This window comes from Streptomyces solicamelliae (genome assembly GCF_045348655.1).
In the GTDB taxonomy this organism is placed as follows: Bacteria; Actinomycetota; Actinomycetes; order Streptomycetales; family Streptomycetaceae; genus Streptomyces; species Streptomyces solicamelliae.
This window is the reverse complement of sequence record NZ_CP160404.1, coordinates 1922505-1948162: the sequence shown is the minus strand read 5'-3', so window position 1 is coordinate 1948162 and position 25658 is coordinate 1922505. Positions and strand designations below refer to the sequence as shown.

Annotated in this window: 24 protein-coding genes and 2 pseudogenes; 12 read left to right on the top strand and 14 right to left on the bottom strand. The window is 71.5% G+C overall.

Annotated features, from left to right (window positions below; translation table 11 throughout):
- The first annotated feature begins 162 nt into the window (after positions 1-162).
- The 3 genes from ABZO31_RS08985 (at position 163) to ABZO31_RS08975 (ending at position 3659) form a co-directional block, all read left to right on the top strand.
- Entirely contained in the window at positions 163-1773 is a 1611-nt protein-coding gene (locus tag ABZO31_RS08985; protein ID WP_406860579.1) for an MFS transporter, read from the top strand.
- Positions 1774-1809: 36 nt separating this feature from the next.
- Positions 1810-2421, top strand: a complete 612-nt coding sequence (locus tag ABZO31_RS08980) for a TetR/AcrR family transcriptional regulator (RefSeq protein WP_406860578.1) — start codon at positions 1810-1812, stop codon at positions 2419-2421.
- Positions 2422-2633: 212 nt separating this feature from the next.
- On the top strand, positions 2634-3659 hold the full coding sequence (locus ABZO31_RS08975) for an endonuclease/exonuclease/phosphatase family protein (protein ID WP_406860577.1): 1026 nt from the start codon (positions 2634-2636) through the stop codon (positions 3657-3659).
- A 21-nt stretch (positions 3660-3680) separates the two neighbouring features.
- Here the strand turns inward: ABZO31_RS08975 and ABZO31_RS08970 are convergent, their stop codons facing one another.
- Positions 3681-5435 carry an NAD+ synthase gene (locus ABZO31_RS08970; RefSeq protein WP_406860576.1) on the bottom strand — a complete coding sequence of 585 codons (1755 nt, stop codon included), beginning with the start codon at positions 5433-5435 and terminating at the stop codon, positions 3681-3683.
- A 116-nt stretch (positions 5436-5551) separates the two neighbouring features.
- On the opposite strand from ABZO31_RS08970, the gene ABZO31_RS08965 reads away from it, so the two are divergent.
- A complete protein-coding gene (locus ABZO31_RS08965) occupies positions 5552-6235 on the top strand; it encodes a DUF998 domain-containing protein (protein ID WP_406860575.1) in 684 nt (227 codons plus the stop codon).
- On the top strand, positions 6232-7113 hold the full coding sequence (locus tag ABZO31_RS08960; protein WP_406860574.1) for an alpha/beta fold hydrolase: 882 nt from the start codon (positions 6232-6234) through the stop codon (positions 7111-7113). The genes ABZO31_RS08965 and ABZO31_RS08960 overlap by 4 nt, the downstream gene beginning before the upstream one ends.
- Here the strand turns inward: ABZO31_RS08960 and ABZO31_RS08955 are convergent.
- The 4 genes from ABZO31_RS08955 to ABZO31_RS08940 all read right to left on the bottom strand — a co-directional run bounded on the left by ABZO31_RS08955 (position 7098) and on the right by ABZO31_RS08940 (position 9478).
- A complete protein-coding gene (locus tag ABZO31_RS08955; RefSeq protein WP_406860573.1) occupies positions 7098-7517 on the bottom strand; it encodes a CBS domain-containing protein in 420 nt (139 codons plus the stop codon). The genes ABZO31_RS08960 and ABZO31_RS08955 overlap by 16 nt on opposite strands.
- Positions 7518-7648: 131 nt before the next feature.
- The gene (locus ABZO31_RS08950) at positions 7649-8341 is read right to left on the bottom strand and encodes a DUF305 domain-containing protein (protein ID WP_406860572.1); all 693 of its coding nucleotides are present in this window, start codon (positions 8339-8341) and stop codon (positions 7649-7651) included.
- Entirely contained in the window at positions 8338-9015 is a 678-nt protein-coding gene (locus ABZO31_RS08945; RefSeq protein ID WP_406860571.1) for a DUF3105 domain-containing protein, read from the bottom strand. The genes ABZO31_RS08950 and ABZO31_RS08945 overlap by 4 nt, the downstream gene beginning before the upstream one ends.
- Positions 9016-9097: 82 nt before the next feature.
- On the bottom strand, positions 9098-9478 hold the full coding sequence (locus tag ABZO31_RS08940) for a hypothetical protein (RefSeq protein WP_406860570.1): 381 nt from the start codon (positions 9476-9478) through the stop codon (positions 9098-9100).
- A gap of 276 nt (positions 9479-9754) precedes the next feature.
- Here ABZO31_RS08940 and glnA point away from each other — a divergent pair, with 276 nt between their 5' ends.
- A complete protein-coding gene (glnA, locus tag ABZO31_RS08935) occupies positions 9755-11116 on the top strand; it encodes a type I glutamate--ammonia ligase (protein ID WP_406860569.1) in 1362 nt (453 codons plus the stop codon).
- Positions 11117-11275: 159 nt separating this feature from the next.
- On the opposite strand, the gene ABZO31_RS08930 is transcribed toward glnA, so the two are convergent.
- The 3 genes from ABZO31_RS08930 to ABZO31_RS08920 all read right to left on the bottom strand — a co-directional run bounded on the left by ABZO31_RS08930 (position 11276) and on the right by ABZO31_RS08920 (position 13429).
- Positions 11276-11641 (bottom strand): hypothetical protein, encoded by a 366-nt coding sequence (locus ABZO31_RS08930; RefSeq protein ID WP_406860568.1) that lies wholly within the window; start codon positions 11639-11641, stop codon positions 11276-11278.
- A gap of 4 nt (positions 11642-11645) precedes the next feature.
- Positions 11646-12152: a hypothetical protein gene (locus ABZO31_RS08925; protein ID WP_406860567.1), complete on the bottom strand. Its 507-nt coding sequence runs from the start codon at positions 12150-12152 to the stop codon at positions 11646-11648.
- Between the two features lie 617 nt (positions 12153-12769).
- Positions 12770-13429, bottom strand: coding sequence for a hypothetical protein (locus ABZO31_RS08920; protein ID WP_406860566.1), 660 nt, complete (start codon positions 13427-13429; stop codon positions 12770-12772).
- 162 nt (positions 13430-13591) lie between these two features.
- On the opposite strand from ABZO31_RS08920, the gene ABZO31_RS08915 reads away from it, so the two are divergent.
- Entirely contained in the window at positions 13592-14230 is a 639-nt protein-coding gene (locus ABZO31_RS08915) for a hypothetical protein (RefSeq protein WP_406860565.1), read from the top strand.
- On the opposite strand, the pseudogene ABZO31_RS08910 reads toward ABZO31_RS08915, so the two are convergent.
- Positions 14209-14850 (bottom strand): annotated as a pseudogene (locus ABZO31_RS08910) (transposase family protein); the annotation flags it as partial. The gene ABZO31_RS08915 and the pseudogene ABZO31_RS08910 overlap by 22 nt on opposite strands.
- Here ABZO31_RS08910 and ABZO31_RS08905 point away from each other — a divergent pair.
- Positions 14833-14916: pseudogene (locus ABZO31_RS08905) on the top strand (glutamine synthetase); the annotation flags it as partial. The pseudogenes ABZO31_RS08910 and ABZO31_RS08905 sit on opposite strands and share 18 nt — an antisense overlap.
- Before the next feature lie 89 nt (positions 14917-15005).
- Here the strand turns inward: ABZO31_RS08905 and ABZO31_RS08900 are convergent.
- Both ABZO31_RS08900 and ABZO31_RS08895 read right to left on the bottom strand, forming a co-directional pair.
- Positions 15006-15437 carry a VOC family protein gene (locus ABZO31_RS08900; protein ID WP_406860564.1) on the bottom strand — a complete coding sequence of 144 codons (432 nt, stop codon included), beginning with the start codon at positions 15435-15437 and terminating at the stop codon, positions 15006-15008.
- A 9-nt stretch (positions 15438-15446) separates the two neighbouring features.
- On the bottom strand, positions 15447-15950 hold the full coding sequence (locus tag ABZO31_RS08895; RefSeq protein WP_406860563.1) for a pyridoxamine 5'-phosphate oxidase family protein: 504 nt from the start codon (positions 15948-15950) through the stop codon (positions 15447-15449).
- 122 nt (positions 15951-16072) lie between these two features.
- Between ABZO31_RS08895 and ABZO31_RS08890 the strand changes: the two genes are divergently transcribed.
- Entirely contained in the window at positions 16073-19060 is a 2988-nt protein-coding gene (locus ABZO31_RS08890; RefSeq protein WP_406860562.1) for a bifunctional [glutamine synthetase] adenylyltransferase/[glutamine synthetase]-adenylyl-L-tyrosine phosphorylase, read from the top strand.
- Entirely contained in the window at positions 19057-19251 is a 195-nt protein-coding gene (locus ABZO31_RS08885; RefSeq protein WP_406860561.1) for a hypothetical protein, read from the top strand. Before ABZO31_RS08890 ends, ABZO31_RS08885 begins: the two co-directional genes overlap by 4 nt.
- 7 nt (positions 19252-19258) lie before the next feature.
- Here ABZO31_RS08885 and ABZO31_RS08880 read toward each other — a convergent pair whose 3' ends face one another.
- The 3 genes from ABZO31_RS08880 to ABZO31_RS08870 form a co-directional block, all read right to left on the bottom strand.
- A complete protein-coding gene (locus ABZO31_RS08880; protein WP_406860560.1) occupies positions 19259-20176 on the bottom strand; it encodes a phosphatase PAP2 family protein in 918 nt (305 codons plus the stop codon).
- A gap of 103 nt (positions 20177-20279) precedes the next feature.
- Positions 20280-21314, bottom strand: a complete 1035-nt coding sequence (locus tag ABZO31_RS08875; RefSeq protein ID WP_406860559.1) for a LacI family DNA-binding transcriptional regulator — start codon at positions 21312-21314, stop codon at positions 20280-20282.
- A gap of 25 nt (positions 21315-21339) precedes the next feature.
- Positions 21340-22989, bottom strand: coding sequence for a glycoside hydrolase family 13 protein (locus ABZO31_RS08870; protein WP_406860558.1), 1650 nt, complete (start codon positions 22987-22989; stop codon positions 21340-21342).
- A 346-nt stretch (positions 22990-23335) separates the two neighbouring features.
- On the opposite strand from ABZO31_RS08870, the gene ABZO31_RS08865 reads away from it, so the two are divergent.
- Both ABZO31_RS08865 and ABZO31_RS08860 read left to right on the top strand, forming a co-directional pair.
- Positions 23336-24613 (top strand): extracellular solute-binding protein, encoded by a 1278-nt coding sequence (locus tag ABZO31_RS08865; RefSeq protein ID WP_406860557.1) that lies wholly within the window; start codon positions 23336-23338, stop codon positions 24611-24613.
- Positions 24614-24637: 24 nt separating this feature from the next.
- The gene (locus ABZO31_RS08860) at positions 24638-25648 is read left to right on the top strand and encodes a carbohydrate ABC transporter permease (RefSeq protein WP_406860556.1); all 1011 of its coding nucleotides are present in this window, start codon (positions 24638-24640) and stop codon (positions 25646-25648) included.
- The last annotated feature ends 10 nt before the right edge of the window (positions 25649-25658 follow it).

Here is a 25658-nt window from a genome sequence, read left to right as displayed (position 1 = left end):
CCCTGACGGCGTCCCCGGACCAGATCCATGGTGGCACTTCGCGCGGCGGCGGGGGAAGGGCGGGGGCGCGGGGCGCCAGTGGCGCTGTTCACATCGCGCCACGCGGCATAAAGAATTTCTTTACGAGACGGTCTCGTATCGAAATGGCGCTAGGCTGAGCCCATGCCCGACTCTCCTGCCCTGCCGTCTCCGCCCCGCGTCCCGGAGGCCGTGCACCGACGCCGCTGGGCGATCCTCGGTGTGCTCATGCTGAGCCTGCTGATCGTCGTCCTCGACAACTCGATCCTGAACGTGGCGGTCAAGACCATCGCCGCCCCCGCCCCCGCCGGCCTCGGCGCCACCCAGAGCGAGCTGGAGTGGGCGATCAACTCGTACACCCTGGTCTTCGCCGGCCTGCTGTTCACCGCCGGACTCCTCGGCGACCGGCTCGGCCGCAAGAAGGTGCTGCTCTTCGGCATCGTCGTCTTCGGCGTCGGCTCCGCGCTGGCCGCGCTGGCCGGCTCGCCCGCCGAACTGATCGCCTACCGGGCCGTGATGGGCTTCGGCGGGGCGTTCGTGATGCCCGCGACGCTCGCCGTGCTGATCAACGTCTTCGAACGCGACGAGCAGCCCCGCGCCATCGGCATCTGGGCCGGCGGCGTGGGCCTGGCCATCGCCATCGGCCCGATCACCGGCGGCATCCTCCTCGAGCACTTCTGGTGGGGCTCGATCTTCCTGGTCAACGTCCCCGTGGTGCTGCTCGCCCTGGTGCTGATGGCCTGGCTGGTGCCCGACTCCAAGGACCCGAGGCCGGGCCGGATCGACCTGACCGGCGTCCTGCTGTCCGTGCTCGGCCTGGTCCTGCTGGTGTACGGGATCATCCGCGGCGGCGAGCTCGCGAGTTCCACGGACGTCGAGGTGCTCGTCCCGGTCCTCGGCGGCCTGGCCGTCCTCGTGCTGTTCGTGCTGCACGAGAGGCGCAGCGACCACCCGGCCGTCGACATGGCGTACTTCCGGATGCCCGCCTTCTCGGCCGGCGTCGCCGCCGTCGCCCTGGTCTTCTTCGCCCTCATGGGCGTGACCTTCTTCTCCGCCTTCTACCTGCAGAGCGTCCGCGGCTACAGCGCCCTGCAGGCCGGGCTGCTGATCCTGCCGCTGGCGATCGCCCAGACGGTCTTCGCGCCGCGGGTCCGGCTGGTCGTGGAGCGCTTCGGGGCCAAGGCGGTCTGCACGACCGGCATGCTCGCGCTCGCCGTCGGGCTCGGGGCCTTCGCGTTCTTCGACGCGTCGACGCCGGTGTGGGTCATGGAGGTGGTCTTCTTCCTCCAGGGCACGGGCATGGCGCACGTCATGACGCCGGTCACCGTCGCCGTGATGCAGACGCTGCCCCGCGAGAAGGCGGGCGCCGGCTCGGCGATCAACAACACCTTCCGGCAGGTCGGCGGGGCGCTGGGCGTCGCGGTCCTCGGCTCGGTGCTGTCCGCCGCGTACCGCGGCGAGATCGCGGGGCACCTCGGGGCGGTCCCGGCGGGCCTGCGGGGGGCGGCCGGCGAGTCGATCGAGGCGACGCTGGGCGTCGCCGAGAAGCTCGGCCCGGCCGGGAAGGCGCTGGTCCAGCCCGCGTACACCGCCTTCGTGGACGCCATGCACGTCACCGCCCTCGCCTCGGCGGGCGTGGCGGTGCTCGGCGCACTGGTGGTGGCCCGCTACCTCCCCGGCCGCGCCCCGGCGGGCGCCCCCGGACCCTCCGCGGTGCCGGAGCGGCCGGCGGAGGCGGGAGAATCGGTGCGGTAGGAAAAGACGACTGCGGGAGAGAGGCGGAGCGGAGACGTGACCCTGGAAGAAGAGCCGCCCGCCGGCCCCGTCCGGCGCGGCCGTCCCCGTAGTGAGGCGGCCGAGCAGGCGATCGTCGGGGCCGTGATCACGCTGCTCGAGGAGGGCGTGCCGCTCACCGGGCTGTCCATCGAGCGGATCGCCCGCACCGCCGGCGTCGGCAAGGCCACGATCTACCGCCGCTGGCAGGGCAAGGAGGAGCTCTTCGTCGACGTCGTCCGGTCGATCGAGCCGCCGGACCCGGTCCTGCCCGGCACCTCCGTCCGCGACGACCTGGTCGTCATGCTGTCCTCGATGCGCGAGCGCGGTCTGGCCAAGCGCTCCGCGCTGCTGCGGAACGTGTTCTCCCAGATGCAGCTCTATCCGAAGCTCTGGGACCAGTACCACCGCATCGCCATCGAGCCGCGCCGCCGGCTCGGCATCGAGGCGCTGCGCCGCGGGGTCGCGACCGGCGAGATCCGCGCCGACCTCGACCTGGAGCTGGTCAACGACCTCTTCGTCGGCCCGTTGCTGCTGCGTACGGTGCTCCAGCCCACCGCCGACCTCTCCCCGGACTTCCCCGCGTCGGTCGTCGACGCGATCCTCGACGGGGTGCGCGCCCGGGACTGACCGCGGGCCGACCGGGGCCCGGCCGAGGAGCGTCCCGGGACCGAAGCGTACGAATGTGCGCGTTCTGTCACAGCCGTTCCCCCCGCGCCACCTGCAGGAACCCGCCACGCCGTTCCGTCGTCCTCGTGGCAGTACGGCCGACCCGTCATCGCCTAGTGTCGACGTCGGGTCGCAGACGCAAGGCAGTGACGCAAAGCAGTGAGGACGGCGTGATGGCGCGAGTGGACATGACGGAGACCGGGAACGGCGAGGCGAGGGACGACCGCCCCCGCCCGCGGCTCCGGTCCCTCGCCCACCGGCTGCGCCACGACCCGGGGATCTGGCGGCGTGGCATCGTCCTCGCGGTGTGCGCCGTGCTGGTGACGCTCCTGATGGCGTTCCACGCCGAGATCCCCAACAGCGTCGGCAACCTCGGCAGCCTCACCGAGACCTTCCTGCCCTGGCTGGGCGTCCTCGTCCCGCTGCTGTTCGTGCTCGCCCTGCTGCGCCGCTCCGCGACCGCGCTGATCGCCCTGCTGCTGCCGGCGGTGGTCTGGCTCAACCTGTTCGGCGGGCTGCTGCTCGACGACAAGTCCGGCGCCGGCGGCGACCTCACCGTGGTCAGCCACAACGTCAACGCCGACAACCCGCGCCCCGAGGACACCGCCCGCGAGCTCGCCGCCTCCGGCGCGCAGGTGGTGGCCCTGGAGGAGCTGGCGCCGCACATGGTGAAGGTGTACGAGAAGGCCCTCGCCGAGGCGTACCCGCACCACGCGGTCCAGGGCACGGTCGGCCTGTGGAGCAAGTACCCGCTGAGCGGCACCCGCCCCGTCGACATCAGGATGGGCTGGACCCGCGCCATGCGCTCCGTGGTCGCCGCCCCGCAGGGCGAGGTCGCCGTCTACGTCGCCCATCTGCCGTCGGTACGGGTTCGGATGGACTCCGGCTTCACCGCGGGGCAGCGCGACGGCAGCGCCGACCACCTCGGCGAGGCCATCGCGGGCGAGCCGGTGAAGCGGGTGGTCCTGCTCGGCGACCTCAACGGCACCATGAACGACCGCTCGCTCAAGGCCGTGACGTCCCAGATGCGTTCCACCCAGGGCGCGGCCGGCGACGGCTTCGGCTTCAGCTGGCCGGCCGCGTTCCCGATGGCCCGGATCGACCAGATCATGGTCAAGGGCGTCGAGCCGGTGTCCTCCTGGACCCTGCCCCGCACGGACAGCGACCATCTCCCGGTCGCCGCCCGTGTGAAGCTCTGAGCCCGCGTCTGCGTCAAACCGTCAGGCGTGCTCCCGCCACCGGTTGGTGATGGGGAGCCGGCGGTCCTTGCCGAAGCCCTTGCCGGAGATCTTCGTGCCCGGCGGGTACTGCCGCCGCTTGTACTCGGCGGTGTCCACGAGCCGCAGCGTCCGCGTCACCAGCTCCTCGTCGAAACCGGCCGCGACGATCGCCTCCCGGCCCTGGTCCCGGTCCACGTACAGCTCCAGGATCCGGTCCAGGACGCCGTAGTCCGGCAGCGAGTCGGTGTCCACCTGGTCGGGGCGCAGCTCGGCGCTCGGCGGCTTGACGATGGAGTTCTCCGGGATCGGCGGGACCAGGCCGCGCTCCTCGGCCGCCCGGTTGCGCCAGCGGGCCAGCCGGAACACGGTCGTCTTGTAGACGTCCTTGATCGGCCCGTACGCGCCGACGGAGTCGCCGTACAGCGTCGAATAGCCCACCGCCAGCTCGGACTTGTTGCCCGGCGCGAGCACGAGGTGACCCTCCTGGTTGGAGAGCGCCATCAGCAGCGTGCCGCGCAGCCGCGACTGCAGGTTCTCCTCCGCGAGCCCGGTGAGCTCCACCGCGTCCATGTACGCGTCGAACATCGGCGCGATGCTCACGGTGCGGAGGTTGAGCCCGGTGCGGCGGGCCAGTTCGGCCGCGTCGCCCTTGGAGTGGTCGGAGGAGTACTTGGACGGCATGGAGACGCCGTACACGTGCTCCGGGCCGAGCGCGTCGCAGGCGATCGCGGCGACCAGCGCCGAGTCGATGCCGCCGGACAGGCCGATCAGGACGGACGAGAAGCCGTTCTTGGCGACGTACGCGCGCAGGCCCACGACCAGCGCCGAGTACACCTCCTCGTCGTCGTCGAGGCGGTCCGCGTGACCGCCCGTCAGCTCCGGCTCGTACGCGGGCACCGGGTCCTCCGAGAGCACCACGCGTTCGATCCGCAGCCCGTCGTCGACCGTTCCGGTGGGCGCGTCGGCAGCGGCCGCCGGCAGGTCCAGGTCGAGCAGCACGCTGCCCTCCGCGAACTGCGGGGCCCGCGCGAGGACCTCGCCGTCGCGGTCGACGACGATCGAGTCGCCGTCGAAGACCAGCTCGTCCTGACCGCCCATCATCGCCACGTAGGCCAGCGTGCAGCCGGCCTCCTGGGCGCGCTTGCGGACCAGTTCGAGCCGCGAGTCGTCCTTGTTCCGCTCGTACGGCGAGGCGTTGACCGAGATCAGCAGGCCCGCGCCGGCGCTGCGCGCGGCCGGCACCCGGCCGCCGTCCTGCCACAGGTCCTCGCAGATGGCGAGCGCCACGTCGACGCCGCGCACCCGGACCACGGGCAGGGTGTCGCCCTGCACGAAGTAGCGGTACTCGTCGAAGACGCCGTAGTTCGGCAGGTGGTGCTTGGCGAAGCGCAGCACCACCTCGCCGCGGTGCAGCACGGCGGCGGCGTTCTCCGGCGAGCCGGCGGGGCGGCCGAGGCGGGGCAGGTCCTTCTCGGAGCGGTCCAGGTAGCCGACGATCACCGGCAGGTCCCCGAGGCCCTCCTCGGCGAGCCGGGCGGCGAGCGCGCGCAGGGACTCCCGGGAGGCTTCGACGAAGGAGGCGCGCAGCGCCAGGTCCTCGACGGGGTAGCCGGTCAGCACCATCTCGGGGAACGCGACCAGATGCGCGCCCTGCTCGGCGGAGTGCCGGGTCCAGCGGACGATCGCCTCGGCGTTCCCGGCGAGATCGCCGACGGTCGAGTCGATCTGGTTCAGTGCGAGGCGTAGTTGAGGCACGCCGCCCAGTGTAATCGTCAAACCGACGCTATGTCTCGGGAGTACGGTCTCCGGGGCGCCGGGAACCCTCCGGAGATCCCGGCCGTTCACCCCGTGTGTCCAGGAAAGCCCCGCGCGTGACCGCCGCGCTGCTGCTGTTCGGCGCGCTCGCGTACACCGCGTGGGTGCCGGAGTTCGTCGTGCGCTCCGGGCTCGACCCGGTGCGCACGTACGTCTCGGAGCTGGCCGCCGCCGACCAGCCGTACGGGGTGGTGTTCCGGGCCGCCGACCTGGTGGCCGGGCTGCTGCTGCTCGCCGGGGCGTGCTGGGGGCTGCTGCGGTCGCGGGGCCGGTGGTGGTCGGTGACCGGCTGGCTGGGGCTCGCGCTGTTCGGGGCCGCGACGGCCGCTGACTCGCGGCTGCCGCTGAGCTGCGCGCCCACCGTGGACGCGGCGTGCGCCGCCCGCGAGGACGCCGGACTGGTCCCCTTCACCCATACCGCGCACGCGGTCAGCTCCAGCCTCGCCATGGCCGGCGCGCTCGTCGCGATGATCGCGCTCACGGTCGCCGCCCGCCGCCACGGGGACCGGCCGCTGCTGGCCCGCACGGGACCGGCGCTCGTCGCCGTCGCGGTACTGGCCACGGGCTGGACGCTGGCGGCCATCACCGCGTTCGACGCGGGGCACGGCGTCTGGGGCCTCGGCGCCGGGCAGCGGCTCCAACTGCTGGCCGTGGCGGTCTGGCTCGCCGTGCTCGCCCGCTCCGAGTACACCGCGCGAGACCGGGTGCCGGACCGAAGACCCCTGGCGGCGGCGCGATGAGCGCCGAGCGCTTCGTCCGCGTCGGGGGAGTGGCCCACCATGTCGTCGTCGAGGGGAGCGGGCCGGTCTGCGTGCTCAGCGCCGGGCTCGCGCTGAGCTGGTTCGACTGGGACCCGGTCGTCCCGCTGCTCGCCCCGCACCGCACCGTCGTCCGCTTCGACCGCCCCGGCCACGGCCTGTCCGCCCCCGCACCGGCCGCACCCACCGCGGCGGGCGAGGCGCACCGGATCGCCGGGCTGCTTGACGCGCTCGGACTGACCGGGCCCGCCACCGTCGTCGGCCACTCGATCGCCGGCTTCCACGCGGAGGCGTACGCCCGGCTGCACCCGGACCGCACCGCCGGGCTGGTCCTCGTCGACTCCTCCGTCGAGGAGCACGCCCGCGTCCCGGCCGCCCCCGGGCTGCGCACCGCCGCGGCCTGCGGTCTCGGCGCGGCCCTCTCGGCCGTCGGCGTGCCCGCCGCGCTCGGCCCGCTCGCCCGCCGTGCCTCGGTCCGCCTCTCCCGGCACTCCGGCGGCGACCCGGCACCGGCCGCGCTCGTCCGCCGCTGCTACACGACCTCACGCGTGACGGCCGGCGCGCTCCTGGAGAACGCGCACTACGGGGCCGTCGCCGCCGAGCTCCTCGCGCTGCGCGAGGACGCGCCGCTGCGGTCCGGACTGCCCGTCACCGTCCTCGCCGCACCCGACGGCTCGCGCCGCTGGGGCGCCCGGCAGCGCGCCCTGGCCGAGCGGCTCGGGGCCCGCTTCGAGGCGGTCGAGCCGTCCGGGCACCTGATGATGCTGGACCGCCCGGACACGGTGGCCCGGGCGGTCCTGGAGCAGAGTGGTGCGCCGGAGGGCGCGGGGAGGAGCGGCGCGGATCAGGCGCGCGCGTAGACGGCCTCGCAGAACGACTTCAGCTGGTCGTCCGAGAGGTGCTGGGCGAGGTCGGCCTCGCTGATCATGCCGACCAGCTTCTTGTTCTCGATGACGGGCAGCCGGCGGATCTGGTGGCCCTCCATCTCCGTCAGCACCTCGGAGACGTCGGAGCCCGCTTCGATCCAGCGCGGCGTGCCCTGCGCCATCTCGCCGCAGGTCACCTTCGCCGGGTCGTGGCCCATGGCGACACAGCGGACGACGATGTCGCGGTCCGTGATGATGCCGCACAGGCGCTCGTTCTCGTCGGCGACCGGCAGCGCGCCCACGTTCAGGTCGCGCATCATCTGGGCCGCCCGGTCCAGGGTCTCGTGCCGGGGGATCCACTGGGCCCCGGAGTGCATGATGTCCTTCGCCGTGGTCATGGGGTGCGTACCTCCGTAGACGTGGAACCGCGTGCGTACGTCCCCGAGCACTGACCATTGTCCGTGGACGGCGCGGCCCCCGCGACCGCAGCGGGTCGCGGGGGCCGGGCCCTCCGCCGGAGGTGTACGGCTCAGGGGCGCGGCGCCGCGCCCCGCTTCTTCAGCAGGTCCGTCATCAGGGCGATCTCCGACTGCTGCGCGTCGACCATGCCCTGCGCCAGCTTCCGTTCGACATCCACGGTGCACTGCGTCGCACAGCCCTGGGCCATGGCCACGCCGCCCTCGTGATGGTCGATCATGAGCTGCAGATAGAGGATCTCCGCCTGCTTGCCGCCGAGCTTGTTCAGCTGTCCCAGCTCGGCGGCCGTGGCCATGCCCGGCATCAGCGCGCCGCCCGCGGCACCCGCGGCATCGCCCCCGCCGTGACCGCCGTGACCGCTGCTCCCGCCGTGGCCGGAGTGCCCGCCGCCGGTGTTCATCCAGGCCATCGGCTCGGTGCCGGACTCCACCTTCGGCAGCCCCCACAGGTCCAGCCAGCCCAGCATCATGCCGCGCTGGTTGGCCTGTGTGTTGGCGATGTCGTACGCGAGGCGGCGCACCTCCTCGTCCTGCGTGCGGTCCCGCACCAGGAACGACATCTCCACCGCCTGCTGGTGGTGGACCGACATGTCACGGGCGAAGCCCGCGTCCGCCGAGTCCCGGGCCGGCGACGCCTGCGCCGCGGGCTCGTCGCCCCACGCGGAGCTGACCGTCGCGTACCCGGCGAACAGCAGCGCCAGGATCACCGCGGCGGCCGCGGCCCGCTGCGTACGGGTGAGGGTCACTGCCCCATCCCCGCGCCGCCCTGGCCCTCCGCGCCCATGCCGCCGGTGCACGCGGCACCCGGCTCGGGCGTCTGCGGGCCCTGCACGTACTTGGTGAAGAACTGGTCCACGCGCGGGTCGTCCGCGCCGTCCACGGTGACCTGCTTGCCCCAGGCGGACAGCATGATCGCCCCGGCCTGGTCCTTCACCGGGCTCATCAGCGTGTACGGCGTCTTGCCGACCTTCGCCTCCAGGGCCTTCACGTCGTCGGCGGACGCCTTGTCGTTGTACGTCACCCAGACCGCGCCGTGCTCCAGGGAGTGCACGGCGTTCATCTCCGGGACGGCGGCCTTGTAGACGTCGCCGGAGCAGTTCATCCAGACCTGGTGGTGGTCGCCGCCGACCGCGGGCTTCATCGGGTAGGTGACCTGCTTGGTCACGTGGTTGCGGCCGAGCTTCTTGGCGTCCCAGCTCTGCTCGCTCTTCACCGGGGCCTTGGCGAGGGCCTCCTTCTCGGCCTTCTCGTCGGCCTCCTTCTTGAGCACCCAGCCGCCGAAGCCGACGAGGCCGAGGACGACGACGCCGGCGATGCCCAGCGTCAGGATGCGGTTGCGGCGCTCGCGGGCCTGCTCGGCGCGGCGCATCTCCTCTATCCGGGCGCGGCGGTCGGCGGTGGCGGAACGGTTGGCAGCCATGGGGGTATACGTCCTTCTTCGTGACGGGGGAAACGGGTCGGTGTGCGTGCGGGACGAACGGTCCGGCGACATCCGGTCCGGCTCAGGACCTCAGCACCTGGAGGACGTGCAGGTCCGGCGCGCGCGGCCGCGCGTCGGCGGGGAGCGTCCGGCCCCCGACGTCCCTCGCCCCGGCGCCCGCGGCCGGGCCCGCCGCGTGGACCGGAGGGTCCAGGGGCGGGGCCGTGAGCACCGCGGGACCGAGCGCCGCCAGCAGTCGGCAGTCGCCGCGGTCGTACGGGCAGACGTACGCGGGCGCGGCGGGCGGCCCGGCCGCCGTCAGGGTCCGCGCGGTCGCCGTCAGGTTCCGCGCGGCCGCCGGGGTCGCGGCGGCGCGTTCGTGGTGCGGGGCCGAGGCCCTGACGATGTCCGGGCAGACGAGGAGTACGCCGAGGAGCGCCGCCACGGCACTCAGCAGTGCCATGGGACGCGCGTGACGTGGGATGCGGCCGTGCCGCGTGACCCCCATGGGCCGAGATCGTAGTGGTCCGGACCGCTCGGGCGGCAGGGTGGGCGGCAACGGACGGGGCGACCCGGGCGGCATTCGGCCCGTCCCCCGTTACCTGCGCCACATCCGAACAGGCAGTATGGGTGTGCAACGTGCACGAAACCATGTGGTGGGATGCTCAGGTGCCCCCCGTAAGAGCCCCGAGGCGGTGGGAGCAGGCGGCCTGACCGGCAAGGATGGGTAGGAACGTAGATGGACAAGCAGCAGGAGTTCGTCCTCCGCACGCTCGAGGAGCGCGACATCCGGTTCGTGCGCCTGTGGTTCACCGACGTGCTCGGCTTCCTGAAGTCGGTGGCCGTGGCCCCGGCCGAGCTGGAACAGGCCTTCGACGAGGGCATCGGCTTCGACGGCTCCGCGATCGAGGGATTCGCCCGCGTCTACGAGTCCGACATGATCGCCAAGCCCGACCCGGGCACCTTCCAGATCCTGCCGTGGCGGGCCGAGGCACCCGGCACGGCGCGGATGTTCTGCGACATCCTCATGCCGGACGGCTCGCCGTCCTTCGCCGACCCGCGCTTCGTGCTCAAGCGGATGCTGGCCAAGACCTCTGACCTGGGCTTCACCTTCTACACCCACCCCGAGATCGAGTTCTTCCTCCTGAAGGACAAGCCGCTCGACGGCTCCCGTCCGACCCCCGCCGACAACTCCGGCTACTTCGACCACACCCCGCAGAACGTGGGGATGGACTTCCGCCGCCAGGCCATCACGATGCTCGAGTCCATGGGCATCTCCGTGGAGTTCAGCCACCACGAGGGCGCGCCGGGTCAGCAGGAGATCGACCTGCGCTACGCGGACGCGCTGTCGACCGCCGACAACATCATGACCTTCCGTCTGGTGATGAAGCAGGTCGCGCTGGAGCAGGGCGTGCAGGCCACGTTCATGCCGAAGCCGTTCTCCGAGTACCCCGGCTCGGGCATGCACACCCACCTCTCCCTCTTCGAGGGCGACCGGAACGCGTTCTACGAGTCCGGCGCGGAGTACCAGCTCTCCAAGGTCGGCCGCTCCTTCATCGCCGGCCTGCTCAAGCACGCCGCCGAGATCGCGGCCGTCACCAACCAGTGGGTCAACTCCTACAAGCGCATCTGGGGCGGCTCCGGCCGCGCCGCCGGCGCCGGCGGCGAGGCCCCCGCGTACATCTGCTGGGGCCACAACAACCGCTCGGCCCTGATCCGCGTCCCGATGTACAAGCCCGGCAAGATGGGCTCCTCGCGCGTCGAGGTCCGCTCCATCGACTCCGGCGCCAACCCGTACCTGACCTACGCGGTCCTGCTCGCCGCGGGCCTGAAGGGCATCGAGGAGGGCTACGAACTCCCCGCCGGCGCCGACGACGACGTCTGGGCCCTCTCCGACGCCGAACGCCGCGCCATGGGCATCGAGCCCCTCCCGCAGAACCTCGGCGAGGCGATCTCCCTGATGGAACGCAGCGAACTGGTCGCCGAGACCCTCGGCGAGCACGTCTTCGACTTCTTCCTGCGCAACAAGAAGCAGGAGTGGGAGGAGTACCGCTCCGAGGTGACGGCCTTCGAGCTGCGGAAGAACCTGCCGGTGCTGTAACCGCAGGTCAGAGCGGATATCGAGACGAAACGACGATCAGGGCCAACGGCAGTCTGCCGCTGGCCCTGAGCCGCATCAGGCCCTGGGCCGCCTGTGGGCCGTCTTACGTCGGAGCAGCGCCCCCGTACCGCGATCCTCGTCTGAACCGACGCCGACGACTCAGGCACGCTCTCCGCGGCCTGGGGGGAATTCGTTGCCGTCGCAGTCAGAGACCGTCGCGAACCAGGAGGTGGCCCAGACGGTGAGACAGTCGGTCTCGTGGATCGTCTCGAACGGGTGGCCATTCCACGTCCCGTACGAGGTGACGTACACAGCCTCCCCGGGCTTCAGCCAGTAGTCCTGCCCGAACGGCTCGAGCCACAGCTGCAGATACTCCTTGCCGTCGTTTTGCACGAGCAGCGGCACCGGGTTCCCCAACTGCTGGATTGCCTCGAAGCTGAGGTCTCCAGCGTCGGGCATGTTCGTCTTCAGCGGATCGATGATCCGGTCGATTTCCGCCCGCTGAACCGAGTCCTGTCCCTCCACGTGATCATTGTGCCCTCGCGAGCAACTCGTCGTCCGCGGCCGCGGCGAGGACGGCCGAGACGCTGGCGAAGATGACGCGCCGGTACGACGACACCGGCAGTTCCTGGTCCAGCTCCGCGAGCCACTCGCGGATGTGCTCGGGACGGAACGAGTCGATCGGCCTGTTCCCGAGGTACGGGAACCCGTGGAGGCGAAGATGCACGCCCACGGTCGTGCATGTCGTCGGGTCAGTGGTCTGGGCGGCGACCCACTTGTCGCCGTATTTCCTGAACGTGATTCGACCCGCGGCAGGATCGATGCACTGCGCCCGGGACATGTCCGCCTCGGTGTGGGACAGCCACTTCTCGGCGAGGCGCTTCTGCTTGCATGCGGCGTCTCTCACGGTGGAAGGCTCGGCTGGAGGCAGGAGCCGAGGCGATGCCGGCACCCGAAGGTCCGACTGGCTGTCGAGTTCGGCCGCCACAGCGACCCGAAGACTCCGCACATGTACCACTGCCACATCCTCAAGCACGAGGACGAGGACGGGGGAATGATGCCCCAGCTCGTCCTCGCGGCGGGCGCGGCGGGCGCGGCGGCGATCGGCTCCGCCCCATGCGACGACGAGGACCCCGGCCCACACACCAGTCGGGGTCCTCGTGGCCTCCTTCACCGCGGTCGGCGCGTCAGACGTTCCGGCGGTTCAGGCGGGCGCGGGACGCTCTCGCCACCAGCCCCACACGGTGATCCGATTGAGTCCCTTGCGCCTTCGCGCACAGCTTCCGCACTCCGGGATTCGAGCCCGCCGAGTGATCGCTGAGATCACATCGCCCAGGCCGATCACCTTCCGGTCGTGGCGATGCGAGCCGCCGCGACCCGGAATTTGGCCTTCGAGGCTCTCCCACGTCAGAGGGAGCCCAGGAAAGGGATCGATTCTCCTGAGGTCCTCGGCACTCAGCAGTCGCACGTCCGCGTGGCCTGCGAGTGTTCCGGCAATACCGGCGTCGGCAGTTCCGACATATGCCGAGTCCGTCCCGTAGACGATGACCGCATTTCCGGTCTCGTATTTCACGGTTGGTGATTCGATTGTTCCCGAGGGTGGCTGAACGGGAACCTCCAGCCATCGCACTGAGTTCACGTCTCTACCCTTCTTCAGTTGTCGCAGCAGCCGGCTGCCCACTTGCACCACCACGTGCAGTCGCAGGTGGCGCAGGCGGCGCACTTCACGACGCACACACCGCAGCGGCCGGCCAGGCAGATGAGGAACGCGGCCCAGTTCACCTTCGGACACGACAGTGCGGCGCTGAGACACACTCCGCCACAGTCGCGGCCGAGGCATCCGGTCAGCGCGTCCCACCAGCCGTCCCGCTCCTCCAGCACGTTCGCCGGGGTGACGCCGAGTTCCTTTGCGTTGAGCAGGTCACCGTCGCGAGCTTCGAGGACGAACGCGTCCACCTTCTTGAAGCCTGTTCCTGGTACCTCGATGACCGTCGCGCAGGCGGCCATCTGCTCTCCGTGCTCGCCCGTGAAGGTCCTGGCGAAGAAGCCGTTGTTCAGCTTCTCCACCTGGTCACGCGTGGTGACGCCGGCCGGGGTGGGGAGCGGACCGTCGAGGGTGGTCACGGACGTGAAACCGACGGTCTCCCCCTCGTTCAGCGGCGTACCCTTGGCGAGCCGCAGCCTGGTCGGCAGAGCGCCGATCATCTCGTCCAGAACGGACTCGTACCCCGCGATGCGGCGCCATTCGTCCGCGGCCGCCTGGGAATTGTGGATCTCGAACGTGGATTCCTTCACACGCGGATCGGCTGTCATCTCTTCTTCCTTTCGCATCCTGTTCCGGGAGCACCTGTGGGATTTCCCGATTGAAATCCAGCGTGCCGACGGCGAGTTACGCCTGCAACTCGACAACTCGGTCAGAAGTGGGCATTTCTGACGCCATAAAGTTTGCAAACTACGTCATGCATGATGGGAGTCATGAAGGAAGAAGGAACCGTTCCGGTAACCGTTCGACTGCCTTACGGGACACGGGGTAATCTGCGCGATTTGTTGAACAAGGAACGGAAGCGGCGGACTGTCATGGCGGCCGCCCCGCAGTGGAGCACCGAGCGCCTCAGCCGTCGCCGCATCGCCGAGGTGCGGGCTGCGTGGCGCCAGGCAGTAGCCGTCATAAGGCACGAGGGCGAACTCCTCGACACCCTCGACGCCTTGGCGGGATTCGGTGTCCGCGTGGAGCTTAGAGAGCGGGGCTGGGAGGGCCTGTGGCCGGCCTGCCCGCCGGCCGCACGCACCGCAGGTCGCTGGCCGGGTTCAAGGGAAGGCGGCTACCCCGAACAGCTGTCCTTCCGGTTGTCCGCCTCTCTTGAACGCCAGGTGCGCGCCGCGTGCTGGTATACCTCGGCGGGCGCGATCACCGAACTGCAGGACTGGCAGGACCGCTACAGACTGATCCTTCGGAAGCGTCGACGACCCCCCGCAGGTCTGGAGCACGTCTTCGACATGTACGACCGCCTGACCGCCCGAATCACCACGACGGGAGCGATCTGGCGGGCTGGAATCCAACGAGGCATAGAGACCACGCGCCTTTTCCATCCTCACTCTGAGCTGGTCAGATGAAGGTGAGGACGGCTTGGACGAGGCTGGTGATCCGGGTGGTCGAGCACCGCAGTTGGCGGAGGAGCCGCCAGGACTTGAGGGTGGCGACGGCTTGCTCGACGAGGGCCCGGATCTTCGCGTGGGACCGGTTCACCGCCTGCTGGCCTGCGGAGAGGGTTTCCCACCGTCCCCAGCACAGGATGCGGCACGTGCCGGGCGGCACCTCGGTATCCCTTGTCGGCCCAGCACGGGGTGTGTGCCCCGGTGAGGGCGTCGACGATGCCGTGTTCGCGGGCCGCACGGATGTCGTGGACGGCGCCGGGCAGGGCCGGTGATGCCCACAGCAGTCGGCCGAAGGGGGCGGCGGTGATCTGCACGTTCATCCCGTGCTTCTTGTGTTTGCCGGAGTAGAACGGCCGGTCCGCGGCAATGCGGTCGATCGGCAGAAGCGTGCCGTCCAGGGGGAGGTACGCCGTCGCCGACGCGGTCCGCACCGTGTCGGTCAGGCTGGGGGCGAGAGCGGCCAGGAGCTCGACCGCCTCGGTGGCATAGAGGTAGGCCGTCGTGGTGCCGACGCCGAATCCGGCCCCGAGCTGGAAGGATGAAGCCCCGCCGTGGCAGGTGTGCGCAACAAGAAGCAGGAGTGGGAGGAGTACCGCTCCGAGGTCACCGCCTTCGAACTGCGGAAGAACCTGCCGGTGCTGTGAGCGCGGGACGGCCCCGGGCGGGAGTCCCGTCCGGGGCCGTCGTGCGTCTGTGTGCGTCTGCGTCGCGGTCGGTCCGGTGAGTGGCGCGGTCAGCGTTCGGAGAGTTCGGACGGGGCCTCCTGGACGACCCAGGTGTTGCCGTCGGGGTCGGCGAAGGTGAGGAAGGAGTTCCAGGTCTCGCCCTTGCCGTCCTCCCAGCCCGTCGCGCCGACGTGCTGGATCCGGCTCGCCGCCACGCCGCGGTCGACGAGTTCCGCGCGGGCGGCCTCGATGTCGGTGACGCACAGCTGGAGGCCGTGCAGGGAGCCCGGTTCCATGGAGCCGGCGCCCGGGGCCTGCGGCATGCCGGAGAGCATCGCGATCGAGCAGCGCGAGCCGGGCGGGGTCAGCTGGATGATGCGCATGCCGGGGGCGACCTCGTCGTCCAGGTCCACCTTGAAACCGACCTTGTCGGCGTAGAACTCCTTCGCCCGGTCCAGGTCGGTGACGGGGACGGGCACGACTTCCAGCGTCCAGTTCATCGGGTCTCCTCAGAAGCGCCAGCGGGTCTGGCCGAACGGGTCGCCCTTGGCGAAGCCGAACACCGTGCGCGGGGCGACCGCGAACACCAGGGCGGGACCACCGTCCCCCACGAACGCGCCGTCACGCACCTCGAATCGCCAGTCCTGCCCGTACTTCTCCCGCCACGCCGCCGCCAGTTCCCGCAGCCGCGGCTCGTCCGTGACGCGGACCGCCTCGCCCTCCAGGACCAGGTCCAGGCCCTCGTCCAGCCGGCCCGAGCCGGTGGTCAGCACCACCTCGCGGTTCCGCTCCAGGTTGCGGGCCTTGCGCTCGTCCGGGCCGGTGCAGAAGTGCAGCGCCTCCCCGGACCAGACGGCGATCAGCGGCGTCACGTGCGGCCGCCCGTCCGGCCGTACCGTCGACAGCCAGAACACCTCCGCCGCCGCCAGCCGCTCCCGCGCGCCCGCCCAGGGCAGGGCCCCGGCCCGCGGGGCGCTGTAGCGGGGGTCGAGTTCCGTGCTCCGGGGTTCCATGGTGGATCCTTCCGTTCTCCCTGACGCTCTCCCTGAAGGGGAGACCGCGTTCGCGGCGGGGACTCATCGGTGCGGATAGGCTCGTTTCCGCAGCAGGCAGCGTGGGTGGAGGGAGCGGCGGGATGACGGGACCGGGGCGCAGGAGCAGCACGTTCACCCGGCTGCTGCGGCACGGTTTCACCGACCCGTCCCGCGCCGAGCGGCTGCTCGACCTGCCCGAGCTGGCCGCGCTGCGCGACGACTCCGTACTCCTCGACGCGCTCGGCGGCACCGCCGATCCCGATCTCGCGCTGCACGGGCTCGTCCGGCTGGTGGAGGCGCAGGCCGAGGCCGAGCGCCAGACCCTCACCACCACTCTGCTGTCCGCCAAGCCGTTCCGCGACCGGCTGCTCGGCGTGCTCGGCTCCTCCGAGGCGCTCGCCGACCACCTGTCCCGGCACCCCCACGACTGGCAGGCCCTGGTCACGTACGAGGCCGCCGACCTGAACCCCGGGGTCGCCGAGTTCGAGCAGGGCCTCGCCGACGCCGACGGCCCCGACTCGCTGCGCGTCGCCTACCGCCGCTGTCTGCTCGCCATCGCGGCCCGCGACGTCTGCGGCACCGCCGACGTCGCCCAGACGGCCGCCGAGCTCGCCGACCTCGCCACCGCCACCCTGCGCGCCGCGCTCGCCCTCGCCCGGACGGCCGCGCCCGCCGACGCCGCGCAGTGCCGGCTCTCGGTCATCGCGATGGGCAAGTGCGGCGGCCACGAGCTCAACTACGTCTCCGACGTCGACGTGATCTTCGTGGCCGAGCCGGCCGACGGCGCCGACGAGCACAAGGCCCTGCAGGCCGCTACCCGGCTCGCCTCCCATCTGATGCGCATCTGCTCCGACACCACCGTCGAGGGCACGATCTGGCCGGTGGACGCCAACCTGCGCCCCGAGGGCCGCAACGGCCCCCTCGTGCGCACCCTCAGCTCCCACCTCGCCTACTACCAGCGCTGGGCCAAGACCTGGGAGTTCCAGGCACTCCTCAAGGCCCGCCCGGTGGCCGGCGACCCGGAGCTGGGCGCCGCGTACATCGACGCCGTCTCGCCGATGGTCTGGCAGGCCGCCGAGCGCGAGAACTTCGTCGCCGACGTGCAGAAGATGCGCCGCCGGGTCGTCGACAACATCCCCGCCGCCCACCTCGACCGGCAGCTCAAGCTCGGCCCCGGCGGCCTCAGGGACGTCGAGTTCGCCGTCCAGCTGCTGCAGCTGGTGCACGGCCGCAGCGACGCCACGCTCCGCAGCGGCACCACCCTCGACGCGCTCGGCGCGCTCGCCGCCGGCGGCTACGTGGGCCGCGCCGACGCCGCCCAGCTCGACGACGCGTACCGTTTCCTGCGGGCCATGGAGCACCGCATCCAGCTGTACCGGCTGCGCCGCACCCACCTCGTCCCCGAGGACGACGCCGATCTGCGGCGGCTCGGCCGCTCCCTCGGGCTGCGCACCGACCCGGTCGCGGAGCTGAACAAGGAGTGGAAGCGGCACGCCTCCCTCGTCCGGCGGCTGCACGAGAAGCTGTTCTACCGGCCGCTGCTCGACGCGGTCGCCCAACTCGCGCCCGGCGAGATCCGGCTCAGCCCCAAGGCCGCCGGCCAGCGCCTCGAGGCCCTCGGGTACGCGGACCCCACCGCCGCGCTGCGCCACCTGGAGGCGCTGTCCGCGGGCGTCTCCCGCAAGGCCGCGATCCAGCGGACCCTGCTGCCGGTACTGCTCGGCTGGTTCGCCGACTCCGCGGACCCGGACGCGGGCCTGCTGGGCTTCCGCAAGGTGTCCGACGCGCTCGGCAAGACGCCCTGGTACCTGCGGCTGCTGCGCGACGAGGGCGCCGCGGCGGAGAACCTGGCCCGGGTGCTCTCCGCCGGCCGGCTCGCCCCCGACCTGCTGCTCCGCGCCCCGGAGGCGGTCGCGATCCTCGGCGCGCCCGAGGGCCTGAAGCCGCGTGGGCGGGAGCACCTGGAGCAGGAGGTGCTGGCCGCGGTCGGCCGCGCCGACGACGCCGAGCAGGCCGTCGCGGCCGCCCGCGGGGTGCGTCGCCGCGAGTTGTTCCGTACCGCCGCGGCCGACCTCATCGGCTCGTACGGCACCGAGGAGAGCCCCCGCGAGGCCGACCCCGGCGCGCTCGTCGACCGGGTCGGCAACGCGGTCACCGACCTGAACGCGGCCACCATCGCGGGCGCGCTGCGGGCCGCCGTGGCCGTCGGGTGGGGGGAGGAGCTGCCCACCCGCTTCGCGGTCATCGGCATGGGCCGCTTCGGCGGCCACGAGCTCGGCTACGGCTCCGACGCGGACGTGCTGTTCGTGCACGAGCCGCGCGAGGGCGTCGACGACCAGGAGGCCGCGCGGGCCGCGACCCGGGTCGTCGAGGAGATGCGCCGGCTGCTGCAGCTGCCGACCGCCGACCCGCCGCTGCTCATCGACGCCGACCTGCGCCCGGAGGGCAAGAGCGGCCCGCTGGTCCGCACCCTCGCCTCGTACGCCGCGTACTACCGGCGCTGGTCGCTGGTCTGGGAGGCGCAGGCGCTGCTGCGCGCCGAGCCGATGGCCGGCGACCCGGATCTCGGCGCGCGCTTCGTGGACCTGATCGACCCGCTGCGGTACCCGATGGAGGGCCTCGGCGAGGAGGCCGTCCGCGAGATCCGCCGGCTCAAGGCCCGGATGGAGAGCGAGCGGCTGCCGCGCGGCGCCGACCCGACCCTGCACGCGAAGCTGGGCCGCGGCGGGCTGTCCGACGTGGAGTGGACGGTCCAGCTGTTCCAGCTCCAGCACGGCTGGCGGCTGCCCGGACTGCGTACCACCCGCACCCGCGAGGCCCTCGCCGCCGCGCACGCCGCCGACCTGATCCCGGCCGACGAGGCGCAGATCCTGGACGAGGCGTGGGTGCTGGCCACCCGGGTGCGCAACGCGGTGATGCTGGTCCGCGGCCGCCCCGGCGACACCTTCCCCTCCGACGGCCGCGAACTGGCCGCCGTGGGCCGCTACCTCGGGTACGAGCCCGGCCACGTCGGAGAGATGGTCGACGACTACCGCCGCATCACCCGGCGCGCCCGCGCGGTCGTGGAGGAGCTGTTCTACGGGGCGTGACGCGCGGAGCAGACGGTGCGCCGCCGTCCGACGGCCGTGGAGCCGGTCGTGGTGGGGCGCTGCCTCGGCTGCGAGCCCGGTCCCACCCGACGGAGTCGGAGATCGAGTGCAGTGGCGAGACGGTCGACGACTACCGCCGCATCACCCGGCGCGCCCGCGCGGTCGTGGAGGAGCTGTTCTACGGGGCGTAGCGGGTGCCTACCGGCCGGAGCCGATGCGCTCCGGCTGCTCCGCGTCCTTGCCGGGTCTCGCCTCCGACGTGGTGATCGCGTCGGAGCCCTGGACGCGGCGGCTCTCGACCTGCTTCGGCAGGCGGTGCGGGAGCGCGCCGTACCAGAGGTACGAGACCAGGAAGCCGAAGGCCAGGCAGATCACCCCGCCGACCGCGTCCAGCCAGAAGTGGTTGGCGGTGGCCACGATGACCACCAGCGTCGCCGCCGGGTAGAGCAGGCCCAGGATCTTCGCCCACGGGGCGGAGGCCAGCAGGAAGATGATCAGTCCGCACCACAGCGACCAGCCGATGTGCATCGACGGCATCGCCGCGTACTGGTTCGACATGTGCTTGAGGTTGCCCGAGGCCATCGAGCCCCAGGTCTGGTGCACCAGCACGGTGTCGACGAAGTTCTGCCCGTTCATCAACCGGGGCGGCGCGAGCGGATACAGGTAGTAACCGACCAGCGCCACACCGGTGGTGGCGAACAGGACCGTGCGGGACGCGGCGTAACGGCCCGGCTGCCGACGGTAGAGCCACACCAGCACACCGATGGTGACGACGAAGTGCAGCGTCGCGTAGTAGTAGTTCATCGCCACGATCAGCCAGCCCACCGAGTTCGCGGCGTGGTTGACCGCCTCCTCGAAGGCCAGGCCGAGCGACTTCTCCGCCTGCCAGATCCAGTCGGCGTTCTCCAGCGCCTGTGCCTTCTGCTCCGGCACGGCGTTGCGGATCAGCGAGTACGTCCAGTAACTGACCAGGATCAGAAGGATCTCGAACCAGATCCGGGGACGTCGCGGGGTGCGCAGCCGGGCCCGCACTCCGGCACCGGTCGTGATGGGTGACGGGGGTGACGGGGGGGCCGGCTCACGGCCTGCCGAACGCTTCACGGTCGTTTCACCCATAGGAGGAGAGTCTGCCAGATTCACGCCCTACGACCGATCATCCCTCCGACGGGTTCCCGGCGCACGCGGTCCGTCTCAGGATGGAGACGGAACCACGGTTCTATCAGGGGTTTCCCCGTTCCGGGGAGGGGGCCGAGGCAGTTGATCCACGAACCACCAGCTCCGGCATGAAGACGAACTCGCTGTGCGGGGCCGGGGTGCCCCCGACCTCCTCGAGCAGGGCCCGTACCGCCGCCTGGCCCATCGCCTGCACCGGCTGCCGGATGGTGGTCAGCGGCGGGTCCGTGAACGCTATGAGCGGCGAATCGTCGAAGCCCACCACCGAGACGTCCTTCGGCACCCGCAGGCCCCGCTCGCGGGCCGCGCGGATCGCGCCGAGCGCCATCATGTCGCTGGCGCAGACGATCGCCGTGCAGCCCCGCCCGATCAGCGCGCCGGCCGCGGCCTGGCCGCCCTCCAGGGTGTACAGCGAGTGCTGGATCAGCTCCTCGGACTCCTCCGGGGAGAGCCCCAGGCGCTCCTTCATGCCCCGCTGGAAGCCCTCGATCTTGCGCAGCACCGGCACGAACCGCTTCGGGCCGACCGCGAGGCCGATCCGGGTGTGGCCGAGGGCCGCGAGGTGGGTGACCGCCAGCTGCATCGCGGCCCGGTCGTCGGGCGAGACGAACGGGGCCTGCACCTTGGGGGAGAAGCCGTTGATCAGCACGTACGGGACGCCCTTGCCGCGCAGCTGGTCGTAGCGGCCCATGTCGGCGGTGGTGTCGGCGTGCAGTCCGGAGACGAAGATGATCCCGGAGACGCCCCGCTCCACCAGCATGTCGGTGAGCTCGTCCTCGGTGGACCCGCCGGGGGTCTGGGTGGCGAGGACGGGGGTGTAGCCCTGCCGGGTCAGGGCCTGCCCGATGACCTGCGCGAGCGCGGGGAAGATCGGGTTGTCCAGTTCGGGGGTTATCAGGCCGACGAGGCCGGCGCTGCGCCGGCGCAGCCGGACCGGCCGCTCGTAACCGAGGACGTCGAGCGCGGCAAGCACGGACTCGCGGGTGGCCGCGGCCACACCGGGCTTGCCGTTGAGCACGCGGCTGACTGTGGCTTCACTGACCCCCGCCTGGGCTGCGATGTCGGCAAGCCGCGCGGTCATGGGGTTGGACTGTACCGGTCGCACGTCAGATTGCCCACCACACGCAGGAGTCGGCGGCAACCCGGACGACCCGCGCGTCGGCCGCGGATCGCCGCACGACGTCCTCGCCGCTGGCGAGCAGCACGCGCCGCGGCAGCGGCAGCGCGACCTCTCCGGCCGTCTCGCCGGTGTTGAGGGCGACGCACACGTCCCCCGCCGCGGAGGGCCGCCGGAACGCCAGGACCCCCTCCGCGGCCGGCAGCCACTCCACGTCCTCGCCCGCGCCGAGCGCCGGGTGCGAGCGGCGCAGCTCCAGGGCCCGGCGGTACAGCTCCAGGACGGACGCCGGGTCGCCGGTCTGCGCCTCGACGCTCAGGCCCGCCCACGCGGCCGGCTGCGGCAGCCAGGCGTCGCCGGGCCCGAAGCCGTACGAGGGGCCGGCGGACGTCCACGGCAGCGGCACCCGGCAGCCGTCGCGCAGCCCGTCCTGCCCGTCGCCACGCCAGAAGGCCGGGTCCTGGCGGAGCTCGTCCGGCAGGTCGGTCACCTCGGGCAGCCCCAGCTCCTCGCCCTGGTACACGTACGCCGAGCCGGGCAGCGCCAGCATCAGCAGCGCCGCCGCCCGGGCCCGGGCCCGCCCGCCGTACCGGGTGCGGTGGCGGACCACGTCGTGGTTGGAGAGCACCCAGGTCGTCGGCGCGCCGACCGCGGAGGTCGCGCGCAGTGAGTCGTCGATCACGCGGCGCAGCGCCGCCGCGTCCCACGGGCAGTTCAGGAACTGGAAGTTGAACGCCTGGTGCAGCTCGTCGGGCCGTACGTAGAGGGCGAGCCGCTCCGGCGTCGGCGCCCACGCCTCGGCGACCCCGATGCGGTCGGGGCCGTACGACTCCAGGAGCCGCCGCCAGCCGCGGTGGATCTCGTGGACGCCGTCCTGGTCGAAGAACGGCAGCCGCTGGGTGCCGATCAGGCGGGCCTGCCGGCCGTGCCCGATGTCGGGCAGGCCCTCGGCCTTGACCATGCCGTGGGCCACGTCGATCCGGAAGCCGTCCACGCCCAGATCCAGCCAGAACCGGAGCACCGCGTCGAAGTCGGCGCGGACCTCGGCGTCGTGCCAGTTCAGGTCGGGCTGCTCGGGCGCGAACAGGTGCAGGTACCAGGCGCCGTCGGCGACCCGGGTCCAGGCCGGGCCGCCGAAGACGGACTCCCAGTCGTTCGGCGGCTCGGCGCCGTCCGGGCCGCGCCCTGGCCGGAAGACGTACCGGTCGCGCTCCGGTCCCGGCCCCCTGCGGGCCGCCTCGAACCAGGGGTGGGCCTCGGAGGTGTGGTTCGGGACGACGTCGACGATCACCTTCAGACCGAGCGCGTGGGCGGCCCCGACCAGGTCGGCGGCGTCCTGCAGATCACCGAAGAGCGGGTCGACGGAGCGGTGGTCGGCCACGTCGTAGCCGCCGTCGGCCTGCGGGGACGCGTAGAACGGCGTCAGCCACACCGCGTCGACGCCGAGCCGGGCCAGGTGCGGCAGCCGCTCCCGGGCCCCGCGCAGATCGCCCACGCCGTCCCCGTCGCCGTCCGCGAAGGAGCGGACGTACACCTGGTAGATCACGGCGTCCCGCCACCACTGGGCGGAGCGTCTGGAACCGCCCTCGCAAGGGCTTGCAGGGGGTGCCGGCGACGGGGAGGTGAGCTCCTGGGTCATGTGCGGTGTCCCTCTCGCGTGGTCGGATGACGAGCGCCGAGACGTCCAACGAGGTCAGGGCGGTCGTGAAACGGTCCTGCAAGCTGTTGTGAAAAGCCTTTCAGAGCCCCGGGCGCCCTTGCAAGGGCGCATCGGCGCAGTCAGGACCTGGTGTCAAGCGACCCGTCGGCAACTCTAAGGACACGCGGATGTAACGATCCGCCGCCCTTGCAGAAAGTTCTCGCAAGGTCTTTCGGCTCGTTTTCATCCCTGTTACGTTCCTGGCAACCCGGCGCGCCGCGAGGGAGCGGTCGCATGAGGCAGGTCTTGTCCCCTCTTCCCCCCGGGATCTGTTGAAGGAGTTCACATGCGGCGTGGCATAGCGGCCACCGCGCTGGTCGCGGCCCTCGGCCTGACCGTGGCGGCGTGCGGTAACGACGGCGGCCAGGGCGACGGCAAGAAGAGCTCGGGCGAGCTCTCCGGCACCGTCACCTTCTGGGACACCTCGAACGAGGCGGAGAAGGGCACCTACCAGGCGCTCGCCGAGGGCTTCACCAAGCTTCACCCCAAGGTGAAGGTCAAGTACGTCAACGTCCCGTTCGGCGAGGCCAACGCCAAGTTCAAGAACGCGGCCGGCGGCAACTCCGGCGCCCCGGACGTCATGCGCACCGAGGTCGCCTGGGTCGCGGACTTCGCGAGCCTCGGCTACCTGGCCCCGCTCGACAAGACCCCCGCCATCGAGAACTCGAACGACTGGCTGCCGCAGGCCGCGGCCTCCACCAAGTTCGACGGCAAGACCTACGCGGTCCCGCAGGTCATCGACACCATGGCGCTCTTCTACAACAAGAAGATGCTCAAGGACGCCGGCGTCGCCGAGCCCCCGAAGACCATCGAGGAGCTGAAGGCCGCCTCGACGAAGATCAGCGCGAAGTTCCCCGGCAAGACCGGTCTGTACCTGCGCGGCGACGACCCGTACTGGTTCCTCTCCTTCCTGTACGGCGAGGGCGGCGACATGGTCGACGCCAAGGCCAAGAAGGTCGTCATCAACGAGCCGGCCGGTGTCGGCGCGTTCAAGACCATCAAGGACCTGGTCGACTCGAAGGCGGCGATCACCGACGCCTCCGACGGCTGGAACAACATGCAGAACGCGTTCAAGTCCGGCAAGGTCGCGATGATGCTGAACGGCCCGTGGGCCATCCAGGACTCCCGCGCCGGCGCCGAGTTCAAGGACCCGAAGAACCTCGGCATCGCCCCGGTCCCCGGCGGCAGCATCAAGCAGGGCTCCCCGCAGGGCGGCTGGAACCTCTCGGTCTACGCCGGCTCCAAGAACATGGACGCCTCCTACGAGTTCGCCAAGTACATGAGCTCGGCCAAGGTCCAGCAGCAGACCACCGAGAAGCTCAGCCTGCTGCCGACCCGCATCTCGGTCTACGCCCAGCCGACCGTCTCGGGCAACGAGATGGTGCAGTTCTTCAAGCCGGCCGTCGACAAGGCCGTCGAGCGCCCGTGGATCCCGCAGGGCAACTCGCTCTTCGAGCCGCTGAAGCTGCAGATGGCCAACGTCCTGGGCGGCAAGGCCACCCCGGAGAAGGCGGCGGCCGACACCGGCGAGGCGTACCGCAAGCTCCTCAAGGACTACAAGTAAAGAGTGAGAAGGGCTGACCGACCCATGGCTGTCGACACCAGCCAGTCGGTGGCGAAGGCCGCGGGCGCGCATCGCGCCCGCGGCCGCGGCCGCCGCACTGACAAGCACCCGGGCAGGCTGCGCCGTGCGCTGACCACCCACTGGTACGCGTGGAGCATGGTCGCCCCGGTGGTGGCCGTGATCGGCGTGATCATCGGCTATCCGCTGGTGCGCGGCGTCTACCTGTCGCTGACGAACGCCACCGAGGCGAACGTCGAGCGCACGATCGGCGTCAACCACATCCCGGCCACCTACGAGTTCGTCGGTCTCGACAACTACAAGGCCGTCCTCACCGACCAGGTCTTCTGGGACCGGCTCGGCTGGACGCTGGTGTGGACCGTGGTCTGCGTCGCCCTCTCCTTCGGCCTGGGACTCGTCCTGGCCAACATGCTCAACCGGAAGATCAAGGGCCGCGGCCTCTACCGCATGGCCCTGATCCTCCCCTGGGCCGTCCCCGCCTTCGTCTCCGTCTTCACCTGGCGGCTGCTCTTCAACGAGCGCAACGGCCTGCTCAACAAGCTCCTCCAGGGCGGCGGCATCGACGCCATCGCCTGGCTGAACGACCCCACCTGGGCCAAGGTCTCCGTCATCGCGGTGAACGTCTGGCTCGGCGTGCCCTTCATGCTCGTCGCCGTCCTCGGCGGCCTGCAGTCCATCCCCGGCGAGCTGTACGAGGCCGCCGAGATGGACGGCGCGAGTGCCTGGCAGCGCTTCCGGCACATCACGATGCCCGGACTGCGCCCGGTCGCCTCCACGGTGATCCTGCTCAGCGCCATCTGGACCTTCAACATGTTCCCGGTGATCTTCCTGCTGACGCGGGGCGGACCGGGCGACTCCACGGAGATCCTGGTGACGTACGCGTACCGGCTCTCCTTCATCAACAGCCCGCGCGACTTCGCGGCCTCCGCCGCCTGGGGCGTGGTGATCCTGCTCCTCCTGTCGCTGTTCGCGGTCGTCTACCGCCGCGCGCTCAAGAAGCAGGGAGACCAGTGGTGAGCGACAAGAC